The following is a 22209-nucleotide window of genomic DNA, read 5'->3' as shown; positions in this document are numbered from 1 at the left end:
ACAGAAATTGACGGGAGGAGACGCGCATGCGCGGAGTCGTCATTCATGCAGCAAAAGACCTGCGGGTAGAGGACGTTGCCGGCCAGCCACTTGCCGCGGACGAGGTGCGGGTGGCTGTCGCCGTCGGCGGAATTTGCGGTTCGGATCTGCATTATTATAACCATGGTGGCTTCGGCACGGTGCGCGTGCGCGAGCCCATGGCGCTTGGTCATGAGTTTGCCGGCACGGTGGCTGAGGTGGGCAGTTCCGTCTCGCATCTCGTGCCCGGCATGCGCGTGGCGGTCAATCCGAGCCTGCCTTGCGGCACCTGCCGCTATTGCGGTGAGGGAATGCAGAACCAGTGCCTGGACATGCGTTTCATGGGCAGCGCCATGCGCTCCCCCCATGTTCAGGGCGGTTTCCGTGAAGTCGTGACGGTCCATTCGACGCAACCGGTACCGATTGCCGACGCGCTTTCCATGGGTGAGGCAGCGATGGCCGAACCTTTGGCCGTGTGCCTCCATGCCGCGCGTCAGGCCGGGTCGCTTCTGGGCAAGACGGTGCTGATAACCGGCGCCGGACCGATAGGCATGCTGAGCCTGCTCGTTGCCCGTCTTGCCGGCGCGGCGCATATCGTCGTTACCGATGTCGCCGATGCGCCGCTCGATCTGGCGCGACGTATCGGCGCGGATGAAGCCGTCAACATCCTGCGCGATGCCGGCACGCTTGAAAAATACCGGTTTGAAAAAGGCGCCTTCGATGTCTTGTTCGAAGCCTCCGGCAATCAGGCGGCTCTGGTCCCGGCGCTGGATCTGCTCCGACCGGGTGGCGTGATCGTTCAGCTCGGCCTTGGCGGAGACTTCACCATCCCGATGAACCTCATCGTTGCCAAAGAGCTGCAACTGCGCGGAACGTTCCGCTTCCATGAGGAATTTGCGCAGGCGGTGAACATGATGGGACGCGGCCTGATTGATGTTAAGCCTTTGATCAGCGCCACATTGCCGTTTGACCGCGCCCGGGAGGCTTTCGATCTTGCCGGTGACCGCGCAAAGAGCATGAAAGTGCAGCTTGCCTTCAGTGGAGCAGCCTGATGAAGCCCGTTGTCGCCAAGCCGCTGACAGCGGAAGCCTTCGCATCATTCGGCTCGGTCGCCGACATCTCCGCACTTGAAAATCTGGTGTCGCTGACGGGTGCCTATGAGGGGACCGGCGACGCAAGAACGCCGGTGCTTCAACTCGTGCAGGCGAAGGCGATGTCGGGTTCGCCAGTCATTTCGCAAATGGAAATACATCCATTCTCCAGCCAGACTTTTCTGCCGCTCGACAAGTCGCCATCTCTGGTCGTGGTCTGCGAGGCCGGTGAAGACGGGATGCCGGATGAAACCACCTTCCAGGCCTTTCTGGCAGGCCCGAGCCAGATCGTCACCTATCGTTGCGGCGTCATGCACCACAGGCTGACACCGCTTGCGCCTTCCGGCCGATTTGCCATGACGATGTGGCAGACGGGAAGTGGTGGAGACACCGTCCTTTACCCACTGCAAACGCCTGTATCGGTGGATATGTCCAACATTTCTTCGTGAATGTTTGCCCGGGATGCGCACAATATCCGGGATAGCCAATTTGCATTCCTGGCGCCGTTCGTGCTTTTGTCTGCCGCAACAGTCCGGTCCAGCGCCGGAGGCAGGCCGAAGGGGCGGAAATCATGGATGACAAGCGAAGCGTCGATCATCTCGTCCTGCCCGTGCGGGATATCGGTGTCGCTGCTCATCGACTTGAAGCTCTTGGTTTTACGGTCGCGCCGCCGGCTCTCCATCCATTCGGCACACAAAACGCCTGCGTTTTCTTTCAGGATGGCACCTACATCGAGCCACTGGCGATTGCTAAGCCAGCTAATTATAACGCCTCGATAGAAAAGGGTGACGTCTTTACCGGCAGGGATCGGGCGTTCAGACAACATCACGAGCAGGAAGGTTTTTCGGCTCTCGTCGCCAAAACAGACGACGCTATTGCCGATCACGAACGGTTCGTCGCGGCGGGCCTGTCCGCCGGTGATCGCTTTGACTTTTCGCGACCGGTGCAGATGCCGGACGGCTCGCGCAGCGAGGCGGCATTCCGGCTGGCCTTTGCGGCAAGCGGGGCACCGGCGGATTTCTTCCTGTTCAGCTGCCAGCGGTTGAAGGCCTTGCCGGGTGATCGCACGGTGCTGGAGAAGCATGCCAATTCTGTCACGGGTCTCCGCGAAATTGTCCTGTTTTCCGGCGGAGACGCAAAGGCGGCTCGCCTGATCGAAACGGTCTTTGGCTGTGAAGCGACCATGTCTCCGGACGGAGATACGGTTTTCGCAACCGGCAATGTCAGGATCAGATTGACCGAAAAGCCGGCCTTCGCCAGCGTCGACCTGAATGCTTCAAATCGGGGTGACGGCGGGCTGCGCGGCGCGGGCATCGTCTTCTCCGTCAACGATCTTGCCGTGACAGCGGCGGTACTTGCTGCTAATGGCGTTTCCAGCATGGAAGCGGGTGGCCGTCTGGTGGTTCCCGCCGCGCCCGGTCAGGGCGTTGCCTTCGCCTTCGAGGAAATATGATGAGCGTTACCAACAATCTCAAAGTCACCGCCGGCGATGGCGCCAGCAAGGTTTCCTTCTCCAACGCCGAGCGTTTTTCGCTGATTGCCGGCCCCTGCCAGATGGAAAGCCGCGAACATGCCTTCATGATCGCGGGCGTGCTCAAGGAGCTGTGCGACAATCTGGGCATCGGCCTCGTTTACAAATCCTCCTTCGACAAGGCGAACCGCACCTCGCTTTCCGGCAAGCGCGGCATCGGTCTTGACAGCGCGATGGAAATCTTCGCCGATCTCAAGAAGGAATTTGGCTTTCCGGTGTTGACGGATATTCACACCGAAGAACAATGCGCCGTCGTCTCCGAAGTGGTGGATGTGCTGCAAATTCCGGCCTTCCTCAGCCGCCAGACCGATCTTCTTGTCGCCGCAGCAAAGACCGGCCGTGTCATTAACGTCAAGAAGGGCCAGTTCCTGGCACCCTGGGACATGAGGAACGTGCTGGCCAAGCTGAATGACAGCGGCAATCCGAATGTGCTCCTGTGCGAACGCGGCGCATCCTTCGGTTACAACACGCTGGTTTCCGACATGCGCTCGCTGCCGATCATGGCTTCGCTTGGCGCGCCGGTCGTTTTCGACGCCACCCATTCGGTGCAGCAGCCGGGCGGGCAGGGCGGTTCCACCGGCGGCCAGCGCGAATTCGTCGAGACGCTTGCGCGCGCGGCAGTGGCTGTCGGCGTGGCCGGCCTCTTCATCGAGACCCATGAGGACCCGGACAATGCGCCTTCCGACGGCCCCAACATGGTGCATCTGAAGGATATGCCGAAACTGCTCGAGAAGCTTCTGGCCTTCGACGCCATCGCGAAAGCCTGAGGAACGGGCGCGGTTCGTGCCAATCGATTTTAAATGGCGGGCGGTCCGTTTCTGCCGCCCGCCGTCATTGTAATTTCTTCGCCATCGTCTAAGACAGGCGACGGAAAATATCTGTTCCATTCCCAAGGGAGAGACCATGACTGCCATTACCGATATCATCGCGCGCGAAATCCTCGACAGCCGCGGCAACCCGACCGTTGAAGTCGATGTCTATCTCGAAGACGGCTCGATGGGCCGTGCAGCCGTTCCTTCGGGCGCCTCCACCGGCGCGCATGAGGCGGTTGAGCTGCGTGATGGCGGCAAGCGTTATCTCGGCAAGGGCGTGGAAAAGGCGGTTGAAGCCGTCAATACGGAAATCTTCGACGCCATCGGCGGTTTCGATGCTGAAAACCAGATCCAGATCGATCAGCTGATGATCGCGCTTGACGGCACGCCGAACAAGTCGCGCATCGGCGCCAACGCCATCCTCGGCGTTTCGCTCGCCGTCGCCAAGGCTGCCGCTGAAGCTTCCGGCCTGCCGCTTTACCGTTACGTTGGTGGCCCGAACGCGCATCTGCTGCCGGTTCCGATGATGAACATCATCAATGGCGGCGCGCATGCCGACAACCCGATCGATTTCCAGGAATTCATGATCCTGCCCGTTGGCGCGGAAAACATCCGTGAAGCCGTGCGCATGGGCTCGGAAGTGTTCCATACGCTGAAAAAAGAACTGTCCGCACAGGGCCACAACACCAATGTCGGCGACGAGGGCGGTTTTGCACCGGGTCTCGAAAGCGCGCCTGCTGCTCTCGATTTCATCATGAAGTCGATCGAAAAGGCCGGTTACCGTCCGGGCGACGACATGTTCATCGGTCTTGACTGTGCCGCGACCGAATTCTTCAAGAACGGCAACTACGTTTATGAAGGCGAAGGCAAGACCCGTTCGCCGATCGAGCAGGCCGAATATCTGGCCGAACTCGTTGCCAAGTATCCGATCATCTCCGTCGAAGACGGCATGGCTGAAGACGACTGGGACGGCTGGAAGGCGCTGACCGATCTCATCGGCAACAAGTGCCAGCTGGTGGGCGACGATCTCTTCGTCACCAACTCCGCCCGCCTTCGCGACGGTATCAAGATGGGCGTTGCAAACTCCATCCTCGTCAAGGTCAACCAGATCGGTTCGCTTTCCGAGACGCTGGATGCGGTTGAGACCGCGCACAAGGCAGGCTACACCGCCGTCATGTCGCACCGTTCGGGCGAGACGGAAGATTCGACCATCGCCGATCTCGCAGTTGCGACGAACTGCGGTCAGATCAAGACCGGTTCGCTTGCCCGTTCCGACCGGCTCGCAAAGTACAACCAGCTGATCCGCATTGAGGAAATGCTGGGCCCGCAGGCTGCCTACGCCGGCCGTTCGATCCTGCGCGGGTAATTCTCGGTTTGGTTTTGCGGATGAGGCCCGCCGTCCGGCGGGTTTAATTCACGGAGTGAGCGGTGTCATCCACGCTCCGTCATCCCGGACTTGATCCGGGATCCCGTGCGATCAAGTCTTTGATCGCGAAAGACTCTCTCACGGCGCAGACGCGCCGTGGCGGGATGTCGGATCAAGTCCGGCATGACGAGGTTTATCTGACATCACTGCCTTTCTCAGCCCGCCTTCAGGCGGGCTTTTTCATGACCATCCGCGGATTGGAATTTAAGGTCAACGGATAGTTAAACAATCCGGCTTAGTCTCAGAATCACGTTGTGCGTTTTAAGGCTTCTCTCCGGCATGTGGACCAGACATCATAAAAAGAGACGATTCGGCCGTTTGATCGTTCCGGCCATCACGATCGCTTTTCTTTCCTATTTCGGTTATCATTCCATTCATGGCGACTTCGGCCTTCAGGCGACGGAGCGGCTGGAGCGGCAGCGTATTACCCGGACTGCGGAGCTTGCAAAGCTGACGCAGGCCCGTGTGGCGCTGGAGCGGCAGGTGGAATTGCTGAGTGATGGTTCGCTCGAGCGCGACATGATCGACGAGATTTCCCGTTACCAGCTGAATATGTCCCGCACGGACGAAATCGTCATCATGAACACTTATTTCTAATTAACCGAAATCAAGTTAATTTAACATTTCTGATTTATTCACAGCATCTTAGCGTGAATATGTGCCATGCGTTTAAAGCATTGCTGCATGGCATTTTCTTGCATATGGTACGCGCCACTCTATCCATTCAAACGGCAACTCAGGGAGGGATGAATGGCGCCGCGAAAACCAGCGACCGTATCCGGCCGCAAGACCACGGCAAAGTCCGCAACCGAATTCACCGGCAAGAACAGCCCGGACTTCTCGAAGGACGAAGAGCTTCACGCTTACCGTGAAATGCTTTTGATCCGCCGTTTCGAAGAAAAGGCAGGCCAGCTTTACGGCATGGGCTTCATCGGTGGTTTCTGTCACCTCTACATCGGCCAGGAAGCTGTTGTCGTCGGCATGCAGATGTCGCAGAAGGACGGCGATCAGGTCATCACCGCTTACCGTGACCACGGCCACATGCTCGCCTTGGGCATGAGCGCGCGTGGCGTCATGGCCGAGTTGACCGGCCGCAGGGGCGGCCTGTCGAAAGGCAAGGGCGGCTCCATGCACATGTTCTCCAAGGAGAAACATTTCTACGGCGGCCACGGCATCGTTGGCGCGCAGGTTTCGCTTGGAACCGGTCTCGCCTTCGCCAACAAGTATCGCGGTAACGACAATGTCTCCGTGACCTATTTCGGTGACGGCGCCGCCAACCAGGGCCAGGTCTACGAGAGCTTCAACATGGCTGCTCTCTGGAAACTGCCGATCATCTATATCGTCGAGAACAACCGTTACGCCATGGGCACCTCGACCGCCCGCGCCACCGCCCAGTCGAACTATTCGCTGCGCGGACAGTCCTTCGGCATCCCCGGTGTTCAGGTGGATGGCATGGATGTGCGCGCCGTCAAGGCCGCCGCCGACCAGGCGCTGGAACATTGCCGTTCCGGCAAGGGTCCGATCATCCTGGAAATGCTGACCTACCGTTACCGTGGTCACTCCATGTCGGACCCGGCGAAATACCGCTCCAAGGACGAAGTGCAGAAGATGCGCTCCGAACATGACCCGATCGAGCAGGTCAAGGCACGGCTTCTGGACCATGGCTGGGCAAGCGAAGACGAATTGAAGGCCATCGACAAGGATGTCCGTGATATCGTCGCCGACAGCGCCGACTTCGCCCAGAACGACCCCGAGCCGGATGTCTCCGAGCTCTACACCGACATTCTGCTCTGATCGGGAAAGGGAAACCCATGCCTGTAGAAATTCTTATGCCCGCCCTTTCCCCGACCATGGAGGAAGGCACGCTTTCCAAGTGGCTTAAAAAGGAAGGCGACAAGGTCACCTCTGGTGACGTGATTGCCGAAATCGAGACCGACAAGGCGACCATGGAAGTGGAAGCCGTGGATGAAGGTGTTATCGGCAAGCTGCTGATCGATGCCGGCACCGAAGGCGTCAAGGTTAATACGCCGATTGCCGTTCTCATCCAGGAAGGCGAGAGCGCCAACGATATCGCTTCGGCGCCGAAGGCGGAAGCCGCCAATTCCGGCTCGGATGCCGCCGGCGGCAAGACCCGCGAAGCGACCGAAGAGCCGAGCGCTGACAAGGAAGCCGCCAAGGTTCCGGCAGCACCCAAGATCGAAGTTGCTGCCGATCCGGATATTCCGGCCGGCACGGAAATGGTGATGACGACGGTGCGTGAAGCGCTGCGCGACGCCATGGCCGAAGAAATGCGCTCCGACGAAAAAGTTTTCGTCATGGGTGAAGAAGTCGCCGAATATCAGGGCGCCTACAAGATCACTCAAGGCCTGCTGCAGGAATTCGGCGAGCGCCGCGTCATCGACACCCCGATCACCGAGCATGGTTTTGCCGGTATCGGCGTCGGCGCTGCAATGACGGGCCTCAAGCCCATCGTCGAATTCATGACCTTCAACTTCGCCATGCAGGCGATCGACCAGATCGTCAACTCGGCGGCAAAGACGCTTTACATGTCGGGTGGCCAGATGGGCGCACCGATGGTGTTCCGTGGTCCCTCGGGCGCTGCTGCCCGCGTTGGCGCTCAGCATTCGCAATGTTACGCCGCATGGTACAGCCATATTCCGGGCCTCAAGGTCGTCATGCCCTACACGGCAGCCGACGCCAAGGGCCTGCTGAAAGCAGCTATCCGCGATCCGAACCCTGTCATTTTCCTGGAAAATGAAATTCTCTACGGTCAGAGCTTCGAAGTGCCGAAGCTCGATGATTTCGTGCTGCCGATCGGCAAGGCGCGCATTCACCGCAAGGGCAAGGATGCAACCATCGTTTCCTTCGGCATCGGCATGACCTATGCGATCAAGGCGGTTGCGGAACTCGAGAAGCTCGGCATCGATGTCGAACTGATCGACCTGCGCACCATCCGCCCGATGGATCTGCCCACCGTCATTGAATCGGTCAAGAAGACCGGTCGTCTGGTGACCGTCGAGGAAGGTTTCCCGCAGTCATCGGTAGGTGACTTCATCGCCAACCAGGTCATGCGCGCCGCTTTCGACTATCTCGATGCGCCGATCCTGACGATCGCCGGCAAGGATGTTCCGATGCCTTACGCGGCAAACCTCGAAAAGCTGGCTCTGCCGAACGTCGATGAAGTCGTTCAGGCTGTCAAAACCGTCTGCTACAAGTAAGGGGAGGCGTTTCGATGCCGATAAACATCACCATGCCTGCCCTTTCTCCAACGATGGAAGAGGGCAATCTGGCCAAGTGGCTGGTCAAGGAAGGCGACAAGGTCGCACCCGGTGACGTGATCGCCGAGATCGAGACCGACAAGGCGACCATGGAAGTGGAAGCCGTCGACGAAGGCACCGTTGCCAAGCTGGTCGTTCCGGCCGGCACCGAAGCCGTCAAGGTCAATGCCCTGATCGCGATCCTCGCTGCTGACGGCGAGGATGTTGCCGAGGCGGCAAAGGGCGGCGCTGCCGCTCCCGCCAAGGCGGAAGCTCCAAAGCAGGAAGCTGCAAAGGCTGAAACGCCGAAGGAAGAAGCTGCACCGGCCAAGGCTGAAAAGCCGGCGGTTGATCAGGCAGCGGCACCTTCCGCGCCGGTTGCAAAGTCCGGAGAGCGCATCTTCGCTTCGCCGCTTGCCCGCCGTCTTGCCAAGGAAGCCGGTCTCGACCTTTCGGCCGTCTCCGGTTCCGGCCCGCATGGCCGCATCGTCAAGACCGACGTGGAAAAAGCTGCTGCCTCCGGCGGTGCGAAGGCTGCTACGGCCGCCGCAGCATCCGCAGGCGCGCCGGCTCCGGCACTCGCCAAGGGCCAGTCGGACGAAGCCGTTCTCAAGCTGTTCGAGCCGGGTTCCTACGAGCTCGTGCCGCATGACGGCATGCGTAAGGTCATCGCCAAGCGTCTGGTCGAATCCAAGCAGACGGTTCCGCATTTCTACGTTTCCGTGGATTGCGAGCTCGACACGCTTCTGGCACTGCGCGCCCAGCTCAACGCGGCTGCTCCTGAAAAGGACGGCAAGCCGGTCTACAAGCTGTCGGTCAACGACATGGTCATCAAGGCGCTTGCTCTGGCGCTGCGTGATGTGCCGGATGCCAACGTCTCCTGGACGGAAAGCGCCATGGTCAAGCACAAGCACTCGGATGTCGGCGTTGCCGTTTCCATTCCGGGTGGCCTGATCACGCCGATCATCCGCAAGGCGGAAGAGAAGTCGCTCTCCACCATCTCCAACGAGATGAAGGACTACGGCAAGCGCGCGAAAGAGCGCAAGCTGAAGCCCGAGGAATATCAGGGCGGCACAACCGCCGTGTCCAACATGGGCATGATGGGCGTGAAAAGCTTCTCCGCCGTCATCAACCCGCCGCATGCCACCATTCTGGCGGTCGGCGCGGGCGAACAGCGCGCTGTCGTGAAGAACGGCGAGATCAAGATCGCCAATGTCATGACGGTCACGCTTTCCACCGACCACCGCTGTGTCGATGGTGCGCTCGGAGCCGAACTGATCGGCGCCTTCAAGCGCTATATCGAAAACCCGATGGGCATGCTGGTTTGATCGGAGAGTGAGATGGTGAAGTCGGTCCTCTGCTTTGGTGACTCCCTGACCTGGGGATATGACGCGGAAACGGGTGGCCGGCACAGCCATGACGATCTTTGGCCGAGCGTCTTGCAGAAGGCGCTCGGTTCCGACGTGCATGTGATCCACGAGGGTCTGGGTGGCCGCACCACCGCTTATGACGACCATACGGCCGATTGCGACCGCAACGGGGCAAGACTTCTGCCAACGCTGCTGCACAGCCATGCGCCGCTTGACCTCGTCATCATCATGCTCGGCACCAACGACATGAAGCCGTCGATCCACGGATCGGCCATGGTGGCAATGAAGGGGATCGAGCGTCTGGTGAAACTCACGCGCAACCATGTCTGGCAGGTGCCGGATTGGGAAGCGCCTGACGTGCTGATCGTCGCGCCGCCGCAGCTTTGCGAAACGGCGAACCCCGTCATGGGCGCGATCTATCGCGATGCAATCGATGAATCGGCGATGCTGGCTTCCGTTTACCGGGACCTTGCCGACGACCTCGATTGCGGATTTTTCGATGCCGGGTCCGTCGCCCACACGACGCCGGTGGACGGCGTTCATCTCGATGCTGAAAACACGCGGGCCATCGGGCGCGGGCTGGAGCCCGTCGTCCGCATGATGCTCGGACTTTGACACTCATTCTCGTTTCGGAGCGGTTTACCGTCATCCGAACAAGACAAGGCAGGATTTCCAATGGCTCAATCTTATGACGTCATCATCATCGGTTCGGGACCGGGCGGTTATATTGCCGCGATCCGCGCAGCCCAGCTCGGCATGAAGGTTGCCGTCGTGGAGCGCGAGCATCTGGCCGGCATCTGCTCCAACTGGGGCTGCATCCCGACCAAGGCCCTGCTGCGCACCGCCGATGTCATGCACACCGCCACCCACGCCAAGGATTACGGCCTGACGCTGGAAGGTTCGATCAAGCCTGACGTGAAGGCAATCGTGGCCCGTTCGCGCGGCATCGCTGCGCGCATGAACAACGGCGTCGGTTTCCTGTTCAAGAAAAACAAGGTCGATATCATCTGGGGTGAAGCCAAGATCACCAAGCCGGGCGAAATCGTTGTCGGCAAGTCCACCAAGCCGGTGGTTCAGCCGCAGGGTCCCGTGCCGAAGAACACGCTGGGTGAGGGTACTTACACTGCCAAGCACATCATCGTTGCCACCGGCGCCCGCCCGCGTGCGCTGCCTGGCATCGAGCCGGATGGCAAGCTGATCTGGACCTATTTCGAGGCAATGAAGCCGGAAGAAATGCCGAAGTCGCTGCTCGTCATGGGCTCGGGTGCGATCGGCATCGAATTCGCCAGCTTCTACCGCACCATGGGCGTCGACGTCACCGTCGTCGAGATCATGAGCCAGGTCATGCCGGTCGAAGATGCGGAAATCTCCACCTTCGCCAAGAAGCAGCTTGAGAAGCAGGGCATGAAGATCCATCTGGAAACCAAGGTTTCCAAGGTCGAGAAGGGCGCGAACTCTGTCACCGCGACGCTCGAGAAGAAGGATGGTTCGTCCGAGAAGATCACCGCCGACCGGATGATTTCCGCCGTCGGCGTTGTCGCCAATATCGAAGGCATCGGCCTTGAGGCTGCCGGCGTGAAGACCGATCGCGGCTTCATCGTCATTGACGGTTACGGCAAGACCAACGTCCCCGGCATCTATGCCATCGGCGATGTCGCCGGCGCGCCGCTGCTCGCCCACAAGGCTGAGCATGAGGCTGTCATCTGTGTTGAAAAGATCGCCGGCCTGCCGAATGTGCATCCGATGGACAAGCTCAAGATTCCCGGCTGCACCTATTGCAACCCGCAGGTCGCCTCGGTTGGTCTCACCGAAGCCAAGGCGAAGGAACAGGGTCGCGATATCCGCGTTGGCCGCTTCTCCTTTGCGGCGAATGGCAAGGCGGTCGCTCTCGGTGAAGACCAGGGCATGGTCAAGACCATCTTCGACAAGAAGACCGGTGAGTTGCTCGGTGCCCATATGGTCGGTGCGGAAGTGACCGAACTCATTCAGGGCTTCGTTGTCGCCATGAATCTCGAGACGACGGAAGAGGATTTGATGCACACGATCTTCCCGCATCCGACCATTTCGGAATCGATGAAGGAAAGCGTGCTCGACGCCTACGGACGTGTGCTGAACGCATAAGTGCCGCGTGATGCCCGGCATTGTCTAACCTTGCCGGGTGTCCCATATGTCTCAACGGCGGTTCTTCAAGGGGAACTGTTCTTTCAGGGAGCGTGGGAATGGAAAGTGTAGGCTGGATTGCAGCAATCATCATCGGCGGTCTCGCCGGCTGGCTTGCGGGCAAACTCATGGACATGCGCTTCGGCATCTTCATGAACATCATATTGGGCATTGTCGGTTCGGTTGTCGCGGTCGCCGTCCTTCGCACCCTCGATGTCTTCGTGCAGGACAGCAGGCTCGGTTACTTCGTCACGTCTTTCCTTGGCGCCAGCCTGTTGCTGTTTGTGGCAAAGCTGGTGCGGCGCTAACGGGCTGCATGACCGGAAGGGGCTTACGCTTTTTCTGGAATTGTTCTAAAGCATCCGGCCAACAGGTGTTTAGATCGCTACAGGCGATGGAAGCAGGTTTTTAATGGTCACTATTCTCGACAGGACTTCGTCCGAAGAAAAGCGCATTCGCCACCCGGAAAAGGCGCATCGGCCCGATACCGAGGTCATGCGCAAGCCGGAATGGATCCGCGTCAAGGCGCCGACCTCCAAGGGTTACCACGAGACGCGTGAACTGGTGCGTTCGCACAAGCTGGTAACGGTGTGCGAAGAAGCCGGCTGTCCGAATATCGGCGAATGCTGGGACAAGAAACACGCGACCTTCATGATCATGGGTGAAATCTGCACCCGCGCCTGCGCCTTCTGCAACGTCGCGACCGGCAAGCCCAATCCGCTCGACATGGACGAGCCTGAGAATGTCGCCAAGGCCGTCAAGCAGATGGGCCTTTCGCACGTCGTCATCACCTCGGTCGACCGTGACGATCTCGCCGATGGCGGTGCTGAACATTTCGAGAAGGTCATCTGGGCGATCCGTGCCGCGTCTCCGACGACGACCATCGAAATCCTCACCCCCGACTTCCTGAAGAAGCCCGGCGCGCTGGAGCGTGTCGTCGCCGCCAAGCCTGACGTCTTCAACCACAACATGGAAACCGTTCCGGGCAATTACCTCACGGTTCGCCCCGGCGCGCGTTATTTCCATTCCGTGCGTCTCTTGCAGCGGGTGAAGGAACTCGACCCCACCATGTTCACCAAGTCCGGCATCATGGTTGGCCTCGGTGAAGAGCGTAACGAAGTGCTGCAGCTGATGGACGATCTGCGCAGCGCCGATGTGGATTTCCTGACCATCGGCCAATATCTGCAGCCGACCCGCAAGCATCACAAGGTCGAGGCCTTCGTGACGCCGGAGGAATTCAAGTCCTATGAGACGGTCGCCTATACCAAGGGCTTCCTGATGGTCTCCTCCAGCCCGCTTACTCGCTCTTCGCACCATGCTGGCGACGATTTCGAGCGTCTGCGCGCTGCCCGCGAGAAGAAGCTGCTGGCGGCTGCGGAGTAAGGGACGGAAAAGCCCGGCAACACATGGCGTTACGGTTGGGCGATTTGATCGCTCTCTCCGCCGTCATGCTCGGGCCTGTCCCGAGCATCTGCAGCCCATGAATTTTATGATAGGTGATTGGATCCTCGGGGCAGGCCCGAGGATGCGCCGTGTTCGTGACGGTGCCTGTGAAATGGTTCAGCCGCTTGATTGCGGTGTAACCCGGTCACGCCACGACCTTCTCCGGCCGGTGCGCCCGCATGCATAGCACCACGCTCAGCACCACCGAGCAGATTGCCACGACCTCGATGAGTGTCGGCCCACGCCCTTCCCAGAGAAAGCCGTAAAGCAGCGCAAACAGCGTTTCGAACAAAATCATCTGCCCGACCATGGTAAGCGGCAGAAGGCGGCTCATCCTGTTCCAGAGTGCGTTGCCGAGAATGGAGGCGGTGAAGCCGAGGACTGCTGCAACGGTCACGAAGTGCAGCCAGTCTCCCGAACTGTGGCCTTCTCCGCCAAAGGCAAAGGCCGGGATGGCGAGCGCCAGCGCAAGGGCGCCGGTCACCACGCCCGTCATCATGTTCCAGTCATCGGCGCTGACATCATGAAGGCGGGACAGCCAGCGGGCATTGCCGACTGCAAAGGCGGTCCATGATGCAAGCGCCCCCAGCGCACAGGCAAGGCCGATGACGCGGGACATATCCAGCCCACCGTCGCTTTCCATCAGCGATTGCCAGGAAATGCCGATGATGCCGATTGCCCCGAAAACGAGTGATGGCCAAAGCCGCCGGAGCGACACCGCGCCATGGTCGCGGCTGCCGATGATGGTGACGGCAACCGGCAGGAAACCGATGATGATGGAGGTGAAGGCGACGCCGCTCAGCTTCACCGCCGTCGATATGAAGACATAATAGGCGATGTTGCCGATCATGCTCAGCCAGCCAAGCGCGAACCATTCCCGCGCGCCGAAATGGGCAGATACCCGCCTCAGGCGCGGCCCGATGATGATGAGGGAAATCAGCCCGTAGGTGAGGTAACGTGCCGTCGAGAGTTGCAGCGCGGAAAAATCCGGCACGAGTTTGGGCGCGAGGAATATCCCGCCCCAGAGCGCACCCGCCAGCATGCCGTAAAATACACCGAGACCTGTCCTGTTCATGTCTGTCATATCCGCATTCACATTTGCCTGCGATGTGCCACAGGCCCTTGCGGCTGTCTTGACAAAAACTCCTGATGAATGAACGGCGGTTCTAGTGGATACCGCGGTTGCGGCGATAGGCGGCAGGTGTTTCGCCCACAATATTGCGCATGGCGCGCGTCAGCGCCGTCTGGTCCGAAAAACCGGCCCTGAGTGCGATTTCGGCAATCTGCAGGCTGGAATCGGTGAGCAGGGCGCAGATCTTGTCCATGCGAAGCCCGGCCAGCCAGCGGTGAGGCGAGAGACCGAATTCTTCGAGGAACAGCGCATGCAGACGGCTGTCGCTGATCGAGGCGCAGGCTGCCAGCATGTCGATGGTCCAGGGGAAGAAAGGCTCCGCCCGGACGACGGCGCCAAGCCAGCGCAGGCGCTCGCGGATATCGGTTCTTTCATTTGCGAGGCTGTCGACGAGAAGCGGCGCCCATAGGCCGGCGACATCGTCGCGCCGCCCATCCGTTCCGATGAGGCCGCGCATATAGGCAATCAATTGCCGTGTATCCGGGGCAATATCAAGAAAGGGACTGCGGGAGAACTTTTCGAGTGTGCATTCGGAAACGGCACTTTCATCGAGATCGACCACCAGCGAATGGTTGATCGCCGTCGCTTCCTGCGTGTGCGGCGCATCCCGATGGATGAAGACGCCGCGTCCGGTGGAGAGCTCATCCTGCCGCCCGGCCACATCGATCCGCAGGCTACCGGAGACGGGAAGAACGATTTGCACGAAGCCATGCCGTTCCTTCGGTCTTTCCTGCCTGTAGGTTCTGATATCGGCGGATGCGGATGTCATGACGCTGTCGTTTCCATTGTGCAAAGAAATGGCCGCCTCGAAAAAGCGGCCGGTTCCGTTGCATGATTATGACATCGTCTTGAAGATTGGGCCAGCCAGCTTTATCGCTCGGCTGTGCCGCTGGCAATTAACAGTCTTCCTTGGCGGTCGATTCGCCGCGTTTGCGCTTGCGCAGAACCGGCTTGTTCTCTCTCGCTTCGCATTTCGCGACGTCGATGAGATAGGCAAGCACCGGCATGCCGTTCATCGATGCGAGTTGCTTGGCGGATTCGAGAAGGTTGATGATGTTGGAAAAATCGTCCATCGGCTCACTCAGTGGCTCAAAGCGGTTATGTATCGGGTCTGAACCCAAGGATGAAGAGGCGCGGGGAAATCGGGAGGGCCCGGCGCGTTTGCATCCAGTGGGTGTAATATTAGACGCAAATAAATAGCAATCCCTGAGACGGGGTTGCAATAGTCAATTTTCCGTAACTGCCATGCGCAACGACAACACCGTGCCCGGTGGCTATTGCGTGGCGGAAATATATCCAGCGGTCAGATGAGGTTTATGAAATGCCGAACTATCTTCACAGGGTGGAAGATGCCGCGACGATCATCGCCGGGGCGCAACGCATCCTGGTCGTCGGCTGCTCCGGCGGCGGCAAATCGACGCTTTCGCAGAAGCTCGCGCGCAATTTCGGACTTCGTTACATCTCCATGGACCGTGAAGTCTTCTGGCTGCCCGGCTGGCAGGCGCGCCCGCGTGAGGAGCAACGGCAGAGGATCGCCGCCATCATCACCGAGGAGCGCTGGCTGATGGATGGCAGCAATCCATCGTCTTTTGACATGCGCCTGCCGAGGTCACATATCGTTGTGTGGGTGCGCATGCCGCGCTGGCTCTGCCTGTGGGGCGCCGTCAGCCGGGCGATCAGGGGATATGGCAAGGCGCGGCCGGAAATGGCCGAAGGATGCCCGGAAAGGATAGACGTCGATTTCCTGCGCTATATCTGGAATTTCGAACGTCGCCATGCTCCGATCTTCGAGCAGAATTTCGCCCTTTACGGTCAGGGTGTGCCGGTATTCCAGCTGAAAAGCCGAAAACAGTTTCGCCGCCTTCTTGATCTTCTTCGCATCGCGGATTAACTGCCGCTTATGCCCCAGTTCGAAACGCATCGCTTTGTCAAACACTCGCCAGACCGCATGTACGACCTTGTCGCCGATGTGGAGACCTATCCGCAGTTTCTGCCCCTTTGCGAAGCGCTCGTCGTCCGCTCGCGCAAGGAACGGGATGGCAAGGTGCTGCTGGTGGCGGATATGACGGTGGGCTACAAGGCCATTCGCGAAACCTTCACCACACAGGTTCTGTTGAATCCGGCCGAGCGCGCCATCGATGTGAAATATATCGATGGGCCGTTCAGATATCTCGATAATCGCTGGCGTTTCGAAGAGGCCGAAGATGGCGGCACGGCCATTCATTTCTTCATCGATTATGAATTCAAGAGCCGGTTGCTGGGTGCAGTGATGGGCTCGATGTTCGACCGGGCTTTCCGCATGTTCGCAGAAGCCTTCGAGACCCGCGCCGACAAAATCTACACCGACCCAGCCTGATTGAGGGCAATCAGCATCTCAAGCGCGGTTTTCACCGTCGCAAGCCGGATTTCGGTGCGGCCAATCTCGCCGTAACGCATCTCCTTATGCTGCCACCCGCCAGAACGCGCCTTGGCGGCCAGATGCACCAGCCCTACCGGCTTTTCGGCTGAACCGCCGCCCGGACCGGCAATGCCGGTCACCGCCACGGCGAAATCCGCGCGCGACCGGAAGAGGGCGCCATGCGCCATTTGCAACGCGGTCTGTCGTGAGACTGCACCGAATGTCGCCAGCGTCTCGGCGCCAACCCCCAGCATGTCCCGCTTGGCGTCATTGGTATAGGTGACGAAACCACGATCGACGACGGCGGAGGAGCCGGCAATTTCCGTCAGTGCGCCGGCGATCAGTCCTCCGGTACAGCTTTCCGCCGTCGAGACCATCAAACCACGGGCGGTGAAATCAGTGATGATCCGCCGTGCCAGTTCTTCGATGTCTTCAGGGAAAAGGCTCATAACGGTCTGCCTCGATAGACAACGGTAGCGGTGGCGATTGCGGCTATGCCTTCCCGGCGGCCGACGAAGCCGATCGTCTCATTGGTCGTCGCCTTCACCGAGCAGCGCTCCAGCGCAATGCCGAGCATGTCGGAGAGCGCCTCCCGCATGGCCTGACGGTGCGGGCCGATGCGCGGCGCTTCGGCAATCAGCGAGACATCGGCATTCATGATCGTGCCGCCATTGTCGCGCACGACCTTTGCCGCATGTTCAAGGAAGATGCGCGAGGCGGCCCCCTTCCATTGCGGATCGGAAGGCGGGAAATGATCGCCGATATCGCCGGCGCCACAGGTGGCGAGAAGTGCATCCGTCAGCGCATGCAGCGCCACATCCGCATCCGAATGGCCTTTCAGTCTCTGGTCGTGTTCGATGAAGATGCCGCAGAGCGTCACGCCGTCGCCGGCCTCCAGCTGGTGCACGTCGTAACCATTGCCGGTGCGCACATCGGGCAATGCGTGGGAGAGCTTTTCATCGGCCATGGCGATATCCCGCTTGAGAGTGAGTTTCACATTGTCGACCGAACCTTCGGTCAGCGTCACCGTCAGTCCCGCCCATTCGGCAATCGATGCATCATCGGTGAAATCCGTCTTGCCAGAGCTGGCTGCGGCGCGATGCGCGACGAGAATATCGCTGTAATTAAAGCTCTGCGGTGTCTGCGCCGCATAAAGCCCCTGTCGGGAAACCGTTTCCACGACGCGATCGCCCGTACCGCGCTTCAGCGTATCGGTGACGGGCAGGGCAGGCAGAACGCCCCCCGCACCCGCGCGATGCAGCGCCACAATACGCTCCAGCATGTCCGTGGCGACGAAAGGCCGCACGGCATCGTGGATCATCACGTGGGTGAGGCCGTGCGAGGAGAGCGCCTCCAGCCCGGCCAGAACCGATTGCTGGCGTGTCGCGCCGCCCGTTACCGTGGTGATCCGCTCGCCAGCATCAACCCGCGCAAGGATCGGCGACAGCAGCGCCGCATCGTCGGCATGGCTGACGACCACGATAGGGCAGGTGTCGTTCCAGCCGAGGAAAGTCGCCAATGTATGCTCGATCACGGCCCTGCCGCCGATCGGACGATATTGCTTGGGCCCTTCCTCGGGTGAGCCTGCCCTTTCACCGCGTCCGGCGGCGACGATGACGATGCCGAATTTCATAGTACTTTCCTGCATTGGTCATATGCTTTGTGCGCAACCCTTAGCGGTTGACAGTCCTGCTCTAGCGTTTCAAAACCCGGATGGCCAGCCCGATAAGACGCGCATTCGCCCCTGCATGTCGCAGGATCGAGCGTCATCGCGCCTTTGAACCTGCACAAATTGCTGCCGACAGCAAAACAGGCAGGCAGCCGCCCAGCAAATAAAAGGTGCAACCCTCTAAAAGTGCTTGGCAACCGCACAAACACTGTCTAAAAATAATGCAAATAACCCTTCTGCATGAAAGATCATCAATTGCATCTTCCGGAGTTGTCAGAACCGTTCAGCATCGGCTCAGTCACGATCCGTAATCGTGCGGTGCTGGCGCCCATGTCGGGCGTGACGGATTTGCCGTTCCGGCAGCTGGCCTGGCGTTATGGCGCGGGTCTGGTCGTGACGGAAATGGTCGCAAGTCGCGAACTCGTCGCTAACAGGGGCGAATCCTGGGCACGGCTGAAAAATGCCGGCATGGTTCCGCATATGGTGCAGCTTGCCGGGCGCGAGGCACATTTCATGGCTGAGGCCGCGAAGATTGCCGCCGATAACGGCGCCGGCATCATCGATATCAATATGGGTTGTCCGGCAAAGAAGGTGACGGGCGGTTATTCCGGCTCGGCTTTGATGCGTGATCCCGACCATGCACTGTCGTTGATCGAGGCGACGGTTGGCGCGGTTGATGTACCGGTAACGCTTAAGATGCGGCTCGGCTGGGACGAAAACACCATCAATGCACCGGAGATTGCTCGCCGTGCCGAGGCGGCAGGGGTTCAGCTCATCACCATTCACGGTCGCACCCGCATGCAGTTTTATGAGGGGCGGGCAGACTGGGATGCCATCCGTGCTGTGCGCGAGGTGATTTCCGTGCCGCTGATCGCCAATGGCGATGTGGAAACGGCCGATGATGCGCGCGAAATCCTGCGCCGTTCCGGTGCGGATGCCGTCATGGTCGGCCGCGGCGCACAGGGGCAGCCCTGGCTGCCGGCGGTGCTCGCCGGACATGCAGCGCCGCAGCGCGAGGATATTCCCGCCATCGCCATCGAACATTACGAGATGATGCTGGAATTTTACGGAAGGGAAGCCGGTCTCCGGCATGCCCGCAAACATCTGGGCTGGTATCTCGACCGTTCCGCGTCCGACATTGCCACGCCCGAAAAGGCAAAAATCATGACATCGCGTGACACGGGGGAGGTGGCGGATCTGCTGCGCTCCGCCCTTAGCGACAATGCGGGCGAAGACGCCGCAAGGAAGGCCGCATGAGCGCTGACAAACACAGCCCGGCAGATGCGAACCCGCTCGCCATGGCGGTTCTGAACGCGGTGCAGAACCCGGTCATTCTGGTGGATGGCGAAGGTTTCATCGCATTCGCCAATTGGGAAGCCGAAGCCTTTTTCGGAGCGAGCGCCTCCCATCTTGCCCGCTATCGCGTGTCCACCTTCATTCCCTTCGGCAGCCCGCTTTTGGCGCTGATCGATCAGGTGCGGGAGCGTCGCGCGCCGGTCAACGAATATCGCGTCGATCTCAGTTCCCCGCGCCTCGGCCAGGACAAGCTGGTCGATCTCTACGTTGCGCCCGTCGTCAGCGAACCGGGATCGGTTGTCGTCGTCTTCCAGGAACGGTCGATGGCCGACAAGATCGACCGCCAGCTGACCCATCGCGCCGCCGCCCGCTCGGTCACCGGCCTAGCCTCGATGCTCGCGCATGAGATCAAGAACCCGCTCTCCGGCATTCGCGGCGCTGCCCAGCTTCTGGAGACCTCCGTTGCCGACGAAGACCGGGCGCTGACGCGGCTGATCTGTGACGAAACCGACCGCATCGTCTCGCTGGTTGACCGCATGGAAGTGTTTTCCGACGAGCGGCCGGTGGACCGCGTGCCGGTCAACATCCATTCGGTGCTCGATCATGTGAAGGCCATCGCCAAGGCCGGCTTTGCCCGCAACATCAAGATTTCCGAGAATTACGACCCGTCGCTGCCGCCGGTCTATGCCAATCGCGACCAGCTGGTGCAGGTCTTCCTCAATCTCGTGAAGAATGCGGCCGAGGCCGTGGGCAACCAGCCGGATGGCGAGATCATCCTCACCACGGCCTACCGTCCCGGCATGCGGCTTTCGGTTGCCGGCAGCCGCGAGCGTATCTCGCTGCCGCTTGAATTCTGCGTGCATGATAATGGCCCGGGGGTTCCCTCCGATCTGCTGCCGCATCTTTTCGATCCCTTCATCACCACCAAGACGAATGGTTCGGGCCTTGGCCTGGCGCTTGTCGCCAAGCTGATCGGTGCCCATGGCGGCATTGTCGAATGCGACAGCCAGAACCACCGCACGACTTTCCGCGTATTGATGCCCGTCTCGCGGGAAGTGGCGCTTGACGACAGCTCTTTGCCGAACACGACAGGAAATGACAGATGACAGCTACGATCCTCGTCGCCGATGATGATGCCGCAATCCGCACGGTGCTGAACCAGGCGCTCAGCCGCGCCGGTTATGACGTGCGCATCACCTCCAATGCCGCAACGCTCTGGCGCTGGGTTTCGGCAGGTGAGGGCGATCTCGTCGTGACCGATGTCGTGATGCCGGATGAAAATGCCTTCGACCTTCTGCCGCGCATCAAGAAGGCTCGCCCGGACCTGCCGGTTCTCGTCATGAGCGCCCAGAACACTTTCATGACGGCCATCAAGGCCTCGGAAAAGGGCGCCTACGACTACCTGCCCAAGCCCTTCGACCTGACGGAGCTGATCGCCATCATCGGCCGCGCGCTCTCGGAGCCAAAGCGCAAGCCGGCCAAGCTCGATGACGACATGCAGGACGGCATGCCGCTCGTCGGCCGTTCGGCGGCGATGCAGGAAATCTACCGCGTTCTCGCCCGCCTGATGCAGACCGATCTCACGCTGATGATCACGGGTGAATCCGGTACGGGCAAGGAGCTGGTGGCGCGTGCGCTGCATGATTACGGCAAGCGCCGCAACGGCCCCTTCGTCGCCATCAACATGGCGGCAATCCCGCGCGATCTCATCGAATCGGAACTGTTCGGCCATGAGAAGGGCGCCTTCACCGGTGCGCAGAATCGCTCCACTGGCCGTTTCGAACAGGCCGAGGGCGGCACGCTGTTCCTCGATGAAATCGGCGACATGCCGATGGATGCCCAGACGCGCCTGCTGCGCGTGTTGCAGCAGGGCGAATATACGACGGTGGGTGGGCGCACGCCGATCCGCACCGATGTCCGCATCGTCGCCGCCACCAACAAGGATCTGAAACAGTCGATCAACCAGGGTCTGTTCCGCGAGGACCTCTATTACCGCCTCAACGTCGTACCGCTGCGCCTGCCGCCGCTGCGTGACCGTGCTGAAGATATTCCCGATCTCGTGCGCCATTTCATCCAGCAGGGCGAAAAGGAAGGTCTGGAGGGCAAGCGTTTCGAGGGCGAGGCGCTGGAAGTCATGAAGGCCTATGCCTGGCCGGGCAACGTGCGCGAGCTGGAAAACCTGATCCGTCGCCTGATGGCGCTTTATCCGCAGGAAGTCATCACCCGCGAGATCATCGAGCAGGAACTGCAGTCGGATGTCCCCGACAGCCCGCTGGACAAGATGGCGGTTCGCACCGGTTCGCTCACCATTTCGCAGGCGGTCGAAGAAAACATGCGGGATTATTTCGCCAGCTTCGGTGATGGCCTGCCGCCGCCCGGCCTTTATGACCGTGTGCTGCGCGAACTTGAATATCCGCTGATTCTCGCCGCTCTGACTGCAACGCGTGGTAACCAGATCAAGGCCGCCGATCTGCTCGGTCTCAACCGCAATACCCTGCGCAAGAAAATCCGAGAGCTTGGCGTTTCCGTCTATCGCAGTTCCCGCCCCAGCTGAGAATGTTGACAAGGTCGCATTTGTCGTTGCATTTTCGCCACATTGTGTTGCT

At 60.1% G+C, this 22209-nt stretch carries 23 protein-coding genes; 18 read left to right on the top strand and 5 right to left on the bottom strand.

Going from position 1 to position 22209, the window contains the following annotated elements:
• The first annotated feature begins 26 nt into the window (after positions 1 to 26).
• The 13 genes from QD336_RS01995 (at position 27) to lipA (ending at position 13048) form a co-directional block, all read left to right on the top strand.
• Complete coding sequence (locus QD336_RS01995; protein ID WP_499169084.1) at positions 27 to 1070, top strand: L-idonate 5-dehydrogenase; 1044 nt, start codon at positions 27 to 29, stop codon at positions 1068 to 1070.
• Complete coding sequence (locus QD336_RS01990; protein ID WP_499169083.1) at positions 1070 to 1558, top strand: ureidoglycolate lyase; 489 nt, start codon at positions 1070 to 1072, stop codon at positions 1556 to 1558. The genes QD336_RS01995 and QD336_RS01990 overlap by 1 nt, the downstream gene beginning before the upstream one ends.
• A 122-nt stretch (positions 1559 to 1680) precedes the next feature.
• Positions 1681 to 2562, top strand: coding sequence for a VOC family protein (locus QD336_RS01985; protein WP_499169082.1), 882 nt, complete (start codon positions 1681 to 1683; stop codon positions 2560 to 2562).
• Positions 2562 to 3407, top strand: coding sequence for a 3-deoxy-8-phosphooctulonate synthase (gene kdsA, locus QD336_RS01980; protein WP_499169081.1), 846 nt, complete (start codon positions 2562 to 2564; stop codon positions 3405 to 3407). Before QD336_RS01985 ends, kdsA begins: the two co-directional genes overlap by 1 nt.
• 136 nt (positions 3408 to 3543) lie before the next feature.
• Positions 3544 to 4818: a phosphopyruvate hydratase gene (gene eno / locus QD336_RS01975; RefSeq protein ID WP_269343541.1), complete on the top strand. Its 1275-nt coding sequence runs from the start codon at positions 3544 to 3546 to the stop codon at positions 4816 to 4818.
• Positions 4819 to 5157: 339 nt separating this feature from the next.
• Complete coding sequence (locus QD336_RS01970) at positions 5158 to 5475, top strand: FtsB family cell division protein (RefSeq protein ID WP_004441601.1); 318 nt, start codon at positions 5158 to 5160, stop codon at positions 5473 to 5475.
• A gap of 153 nt (positions 5476 to 5628) precedes the next feature.
• Entirely contained in the window at positions 5629 to 6672 is a 1044-nt protein-coding gene (gene pdhA, locus QD336_RS01965; RefSeq protein WP_269343536.1) for a pyruvate dehydrogenase (acetyl-transferring) E1 component subunit alpha, read from the top strand.
• A 17-nt stretch (positions 6673 to 6689) separates the two neighbouring features.
• Positions 6690 to 8096, top strand: a complete 1407-nt coding sequence (locus QD336_RS01960) for a pyruvate dehydrogenase complex E1 component subunit beta (protein ID WP_269343535.1) — start codon at positions 6690 to 6692, stop codon at positions 8094 to 8096.
• Positions 8097 to 8110: 14 nt separating this feature from the next.
• The gene (locus QD336_RS01955; RefSeq protein WP_499169080.1) at positions 8111 to 9463 is read left to right on the top strand and encodes a pyruvate dehydrogenase complex dihydrolipoamide acetyltransferase; all 1353 of its coding nucleotides are present in this window, start codon (positions 8111 to 8113) and stop codon (positions 9461 to 9463) included.
• 12 nt (positions 9464 to 9475) lie between these two features.
• On the top strand, positions 9476 to 10120 hold the full coding sequence (locus QD336_RS01950) for an SGNH/GDSL hydrolase family protein (protein WP_269343531.1): 645 nt from the start codon (positions 9476 to 9478) through the stop codon (positions 10118 to 10120).
• Between the two features lie 60 nt (positions 10121 to 10180).
• On the top strand, positions 10181 to 11626 hold the full coding sequence (lpdA, locus tag QD336_RS01945; RefSeq protein WP_499169078.1) for a dihydrolipoyl dehydrogenase: 1446 nt from the start codon (positions 10181 to 10183) through the stop codon (positions 11624 to 11626).
• 98 nt (positions 11627 to 11724) lie between these two features.
• Positions 11725 to 11973 carry a GlsB/YeaQ/YmgE family stress response membrane protein gene (locus QD336_RS01940; RefSeq protein ID WP_006312479.1) on the top strand — a complete coding sequence of 83 codons (249 nt, stop codon included), beginning with the start codon at positions 11725 to 11727 and terminating at the stop codon, positions 11971 to 11973.
• Between the two features lie 103 nt (positions 11974 to 12076).
• Positions 12077 to 13048 carry a lipoyl synthase gene (gene lipA, locus QD336_RS01935; RefSeq protein ID WP_129565763.1) on the top strand — a complete coding sequence of 324 codons (972 nt, stop codon included), beginning with the start codon at positions 12077 to 12079 and terminating at the stop codon, positions 13046 to 13048.
• A gap of 205 nt (positions 13049 to 13253) precedes the next feature.
• Here lipA and QD336_RS01930 read toward each other — a convergent pair whose 3' ends face one another.
• From QD336_RS01930 to QD336_RS01920, 3 genes are all read right to left on the bottom strand, one after another.
• Positions 13254 to 14183, bottom strand: a complete 930-nt coding sequence (locus tag QD336_RS01930; RefSeq protein ID WP_269347698.1) for a DMT family transporter — start codon at positions 14181 to 14183, stop codon at positions 13254 to 13256.
• Positions 14184 to 14274: 91 nt separating this feature from the next.
• Positions 14275 to 15009 carry a helix-turn-helix transcriptional regulator gene (locus tag QD336_RS01925; RefSeq protein WP_499169077.1) on the bottom strand — a complete coding sequence of 245 codons (735 nt, stop codon included), beginning with the start codon at positions 15007 to 15009 and terminating at the stop codon, positions 14275 to 14277.
• A 127-nt stretch (positions 15010 to 15136) separates the two neighbouring features.
• The gene (locus QD336_RS01920; protein ID WP_003496171.1) at positions 15137 to 15313 is read right to left on the bottom strand and encodes a hypothetical protein; all 177 of its coding nucleotides are present in this window, start codon (positions 15311 to 15313) and stop codon (positions 15137 to 15139) included.
• A gap of 248 nt (positions 15314 to 15561) precedes the next feature.
• Between QD336_RS01920 and QD336_RS01915 the strand changes: the two genes are divergently transcribed.
• Both QD336_RS01915 and QD336_RS01910 read left to right on the top strand, forming a co-directional pair.
• Complete coding sequence (locus tag QD336_RS01915) at positions 15562 to 16131, top strand: P-loop NTPase family protein (protein ID WP_269347695.1); 570 nt, start codon at positions 15562 to 15564, stop codon at positions 16129 to 16131.
• Positions 16132 to 16140: 9 nt separating this feature from the next.
• Positions 16141 to 16596, top strand: coding sequence for a type II toxin-antitoxin system RatA family toxin (locus QD336_RS01910; RefSeq protein WP_269347693.1), 456 nt, complete (start codon positions 16141 to 16143; stop codon positions 16594 to 16596).
• Here the strand turns inward: QD336_RS01910 and QD336_RS01905 are convergent.
• Together QD336_RS01905 and QD336_RS01900 are read right to left on the bottom strand one after the other, a co-directional pair.
• The gene (locus QD336_RS01905) at positions 16578 to 17087 is read right to left on the bottom strand and encodes a CinA family protein (protein ID WP_499169075.1); all 510 of its coding nucleotides are present in this window, start codon (positions 17085 to 17087) and stop codon (positions 16578 to 16580) included. The two genes, QD336_RS01910 and QD336_RS01905, sit on opposite strands and share 19 nt — an antisense overlap.
• Positions 17084 to 18271: a bifunctional 2-C-methyl-D-erythritol 4-phosphate cytidylyltransferase/2-C-methyl-D-erythritol 2,4-cyclodiphosphate synthase gene (locus QD336_RS01900; protein ID WP_499169074.1), complete on the bottom strand. Its 1188-nt coding sequence runs from the start codon at positions 18269 to 18271 to the stop codon at positions 17084 to 17086. The genes QD336_RS01905 and QD336_RS01900 overlap by 4 nt, the downstream gene beginning before the upstream one ends.
• A gap of 276 nt (positions 18272 to 18547) precedes the next feature.
• Between QD336_RS01900 and dusB the strand changes: the two genes are divergently transcribed.
• Genes dusB through ntrC form a run of 3 tightly spaced genes read left to right on the top strand, consistent with a single transcriptional unit; the run spans position 18548 to position 22157 of the window.
• Complete coding sequence (gene dusB / locus QD336_RS01895) at positions 18548 to 19564, top strand: tRNA dihydrouridine synthase DusB (RefSeq protein WP_499169072.1); 1017 nt, start codon at positions 18548 to 18550, stop codon at positions 19562 to 19564.
• Positions 19561 to 20709: a two-component system sensor histidine kinase NtrB gene (locus QD336_RS01890; RefSeq protein WP_499169070.1), complete on the top strand. Its 1149-nt coding sequence runs from the start codon at positions 19561 to 19563 to the stop codon at positions 20707 to 20709. Before dusB ends, QD336_RS01890 begins: the two co-directional genes overlap by 4 nt.
• Positions 20706 to 22157, top strand: coding sequence for a nitrogen regulation protein NR(I) (gene ntrC, locus QD336_RS01885; protein ID WP_279655230.1), 1452 nt, complete (start codon positions 20706 to 20708; stop codon positions 22155 to 22157). Before QD336_RS01890 ends, ntrC begins: the two co-directional genes overlap by 4 nt.
• The last annotated feature ends 52 nt before the right edge of the window (positions 22158 to 22209 follow it).

Source organism: Rhizobium sp. BR 250, from assembly GCF_047445855.1.
Lineage (GTDB): Bacteria > Pseudomonadota > Alphaproteobacteria > Rhizobiales > Rhizobiaceae > Agrobacterium > Agrobacterium tumefaciens_I.
Note: the sequence above shows the minus strand (reverse complement) of the source record. Positions and strands in the feature narration are given on the sequence as shown.

What these genes read in the sequence shown, in the direction of transcription:
- QD336_RS01995 (WP_499169084.1), top strand. Translation starts at nt 27, where the DNA reads ATGCGCGGAGTCGTCATTCATGCAGCAAAAGACCTGCGGGTAGAGGAC.
- QD336_RS01990 (WP_499169083.1), top strand. Translation starts at nt 1,070, where the DNA reads ATGAAGCCCGTTGTCGCCAAGCCGCTGACAGCGGAAGCCTTCGCATCA.
- QD336_RS01985 (WP_499169082.1), top strand. Translation starts at nt 1,681, where the DNA reads ATGGATGACAAGCGAAGCGTCGATCATCTCGTCCTGCCCGTGCGGGAT.
- kdsA (WP_499169081.1), top strand. Translation starts at nt 2,562, where the DNA reads ATGAGCGTTACCAACAATCTCAAAGTCACCGCCGGCGATGGCGCCAGC.
- eno (WP_269343541.1), top strand. Translation starts at nt 3,544, where the DNA reads ATGACTGCCATTACCGATATCATCGCGCGCGAAATCCTCGACAGCCGC.
- QD336_RS01970 (WP_004441601.1), top strand. Translation starts at nt 5,158, where the DNA reads ATGTGGACCAGACATCATAAAAAGAGACGATTCGGCCGTTTGATCGTT.
- pdhA (WP_269343536.1), top strand. Translation starts at nt 5,629, where the DNA reads ATGGCGCCGCGAAAACCAGCGACCGTATCCGGCCGCAAGACCACGGCA.
- QD336_RS01960 (WP_269343535.1), top strand. Translation starts at nt 6,690, where the DNA reads ATGCCTGTAGAAATTCTTATGCCCGCCCTTTCCCCGACCATGGAGGAA.
- QD336_RS01955 (WP_499169080.1), top strand. Translation starts at nt 8,111, where the DNA reads ATGCCGATAAACATCACCATGCCTGCCCTTTCTCCAACGATGGAAGAG.
- QD336_RS01950 (WP_269343531.1), top strand. Translation starts at nt 9,476, where the DNA reads ATGGTGAAGTCGGTCCTCTGCTTTGGTGACTCCCTGACCTGGGGATAT.
- lpdA (WP_499169078.1), top strand. Translation starts at nt 10,181, where the DNA reads ATGGCTCAATCTTATGACGTCATCATCATCGGTTCGGGACCGGGCGGT.
- QD336_RS01940 (WP_006312479.1), top strand. Translation starts at nt 11,725, where the DNA reads ATGGAAAGTGTAGGCTGGATTGCAGCAATCATCATCGGCGGTCTCGCC.
- lipA (WP_129565763.1), top strand. Translation starts at nt 12,077, where the DNA reads ATGGTCACTATTCTCGACAGGACTTCGTCCGAAGAAAAGCGCATTCGC.
- QD336_RS01930 (WP_269347698.1), bottom strand. Translation starts at nt 14,183, where the DNA reads ATGAACAGGACAGGTCTCGGTGTATTTTACGGCATGCTGGCGGGTGCG.
- QD336_RS01925 (WP_499169077.1), bottom strand. Translation starts at nt 15,009, where the DNA reads ATGACATCCGCATCCGCCGATATCAGAACCTACAGGCAGGAAAGACCG.
- QD336_RS01920 (WP_003496171.1), bottom strand. Translation starts at nt 15,313, where the DNA reads ATGGACGATTTTTCCAACATCATCAACCTTCTCGAATCCGCCAAGCAA.
- QD336_RS01915 (WP_269347695.1), top strand. Translation starts at nt 15,562, where the DNA reads ATGCCGAACTATCTTCACAGGGTGGAAGATGCCGCGACGATCATCGCC.
- QD336_RS01910 (WP_269347693.1), top strand. Translation starts at nt 16,141, where the DNA reads ATGCCCCAGTTCGAAACGCATCGCTTTGTCAAACACTCGCCAGACCGC.
- QD336_RS01905 (WP_499169075.1), bottom strand. Translation starts at nt 17,087, where the DNA reads ATGAGCCTTTTCCCTGAAGACATCGAAGAACTGGCACGGCGGATCATC.
- QD336_RS01900 (WP_499169074.1), bottom strand. Translation starts at nt 18,271, where the DNA reads ATGAAATTCGGCATCGTCATCGTCGCCGCCGGACGCGGTGAAAGGGCA.
- dusB (WP_499169072.1), top strand. Translation starts at nt 18,548, where the DNA reads ATGAAAGATCATCAATTGCATCTTCCGGAGTTGTCAGAACCGTTCAGC.
- QD336_RS01890 (WP_499169070.1), top strand. Translation starts at nt 19,561, where the DNA reads ATGAGCGCTGACAAACACAGCCCGGCAGATGCGAACCCGCTCGCCATG.
- ntrC (WP_279655230.1), top strand. Translation starts at nt 20,706, where the DNA reads ATGACAGCTACGATCCTCGTCGCCGATGATGATGCCGCAATCCGCACG.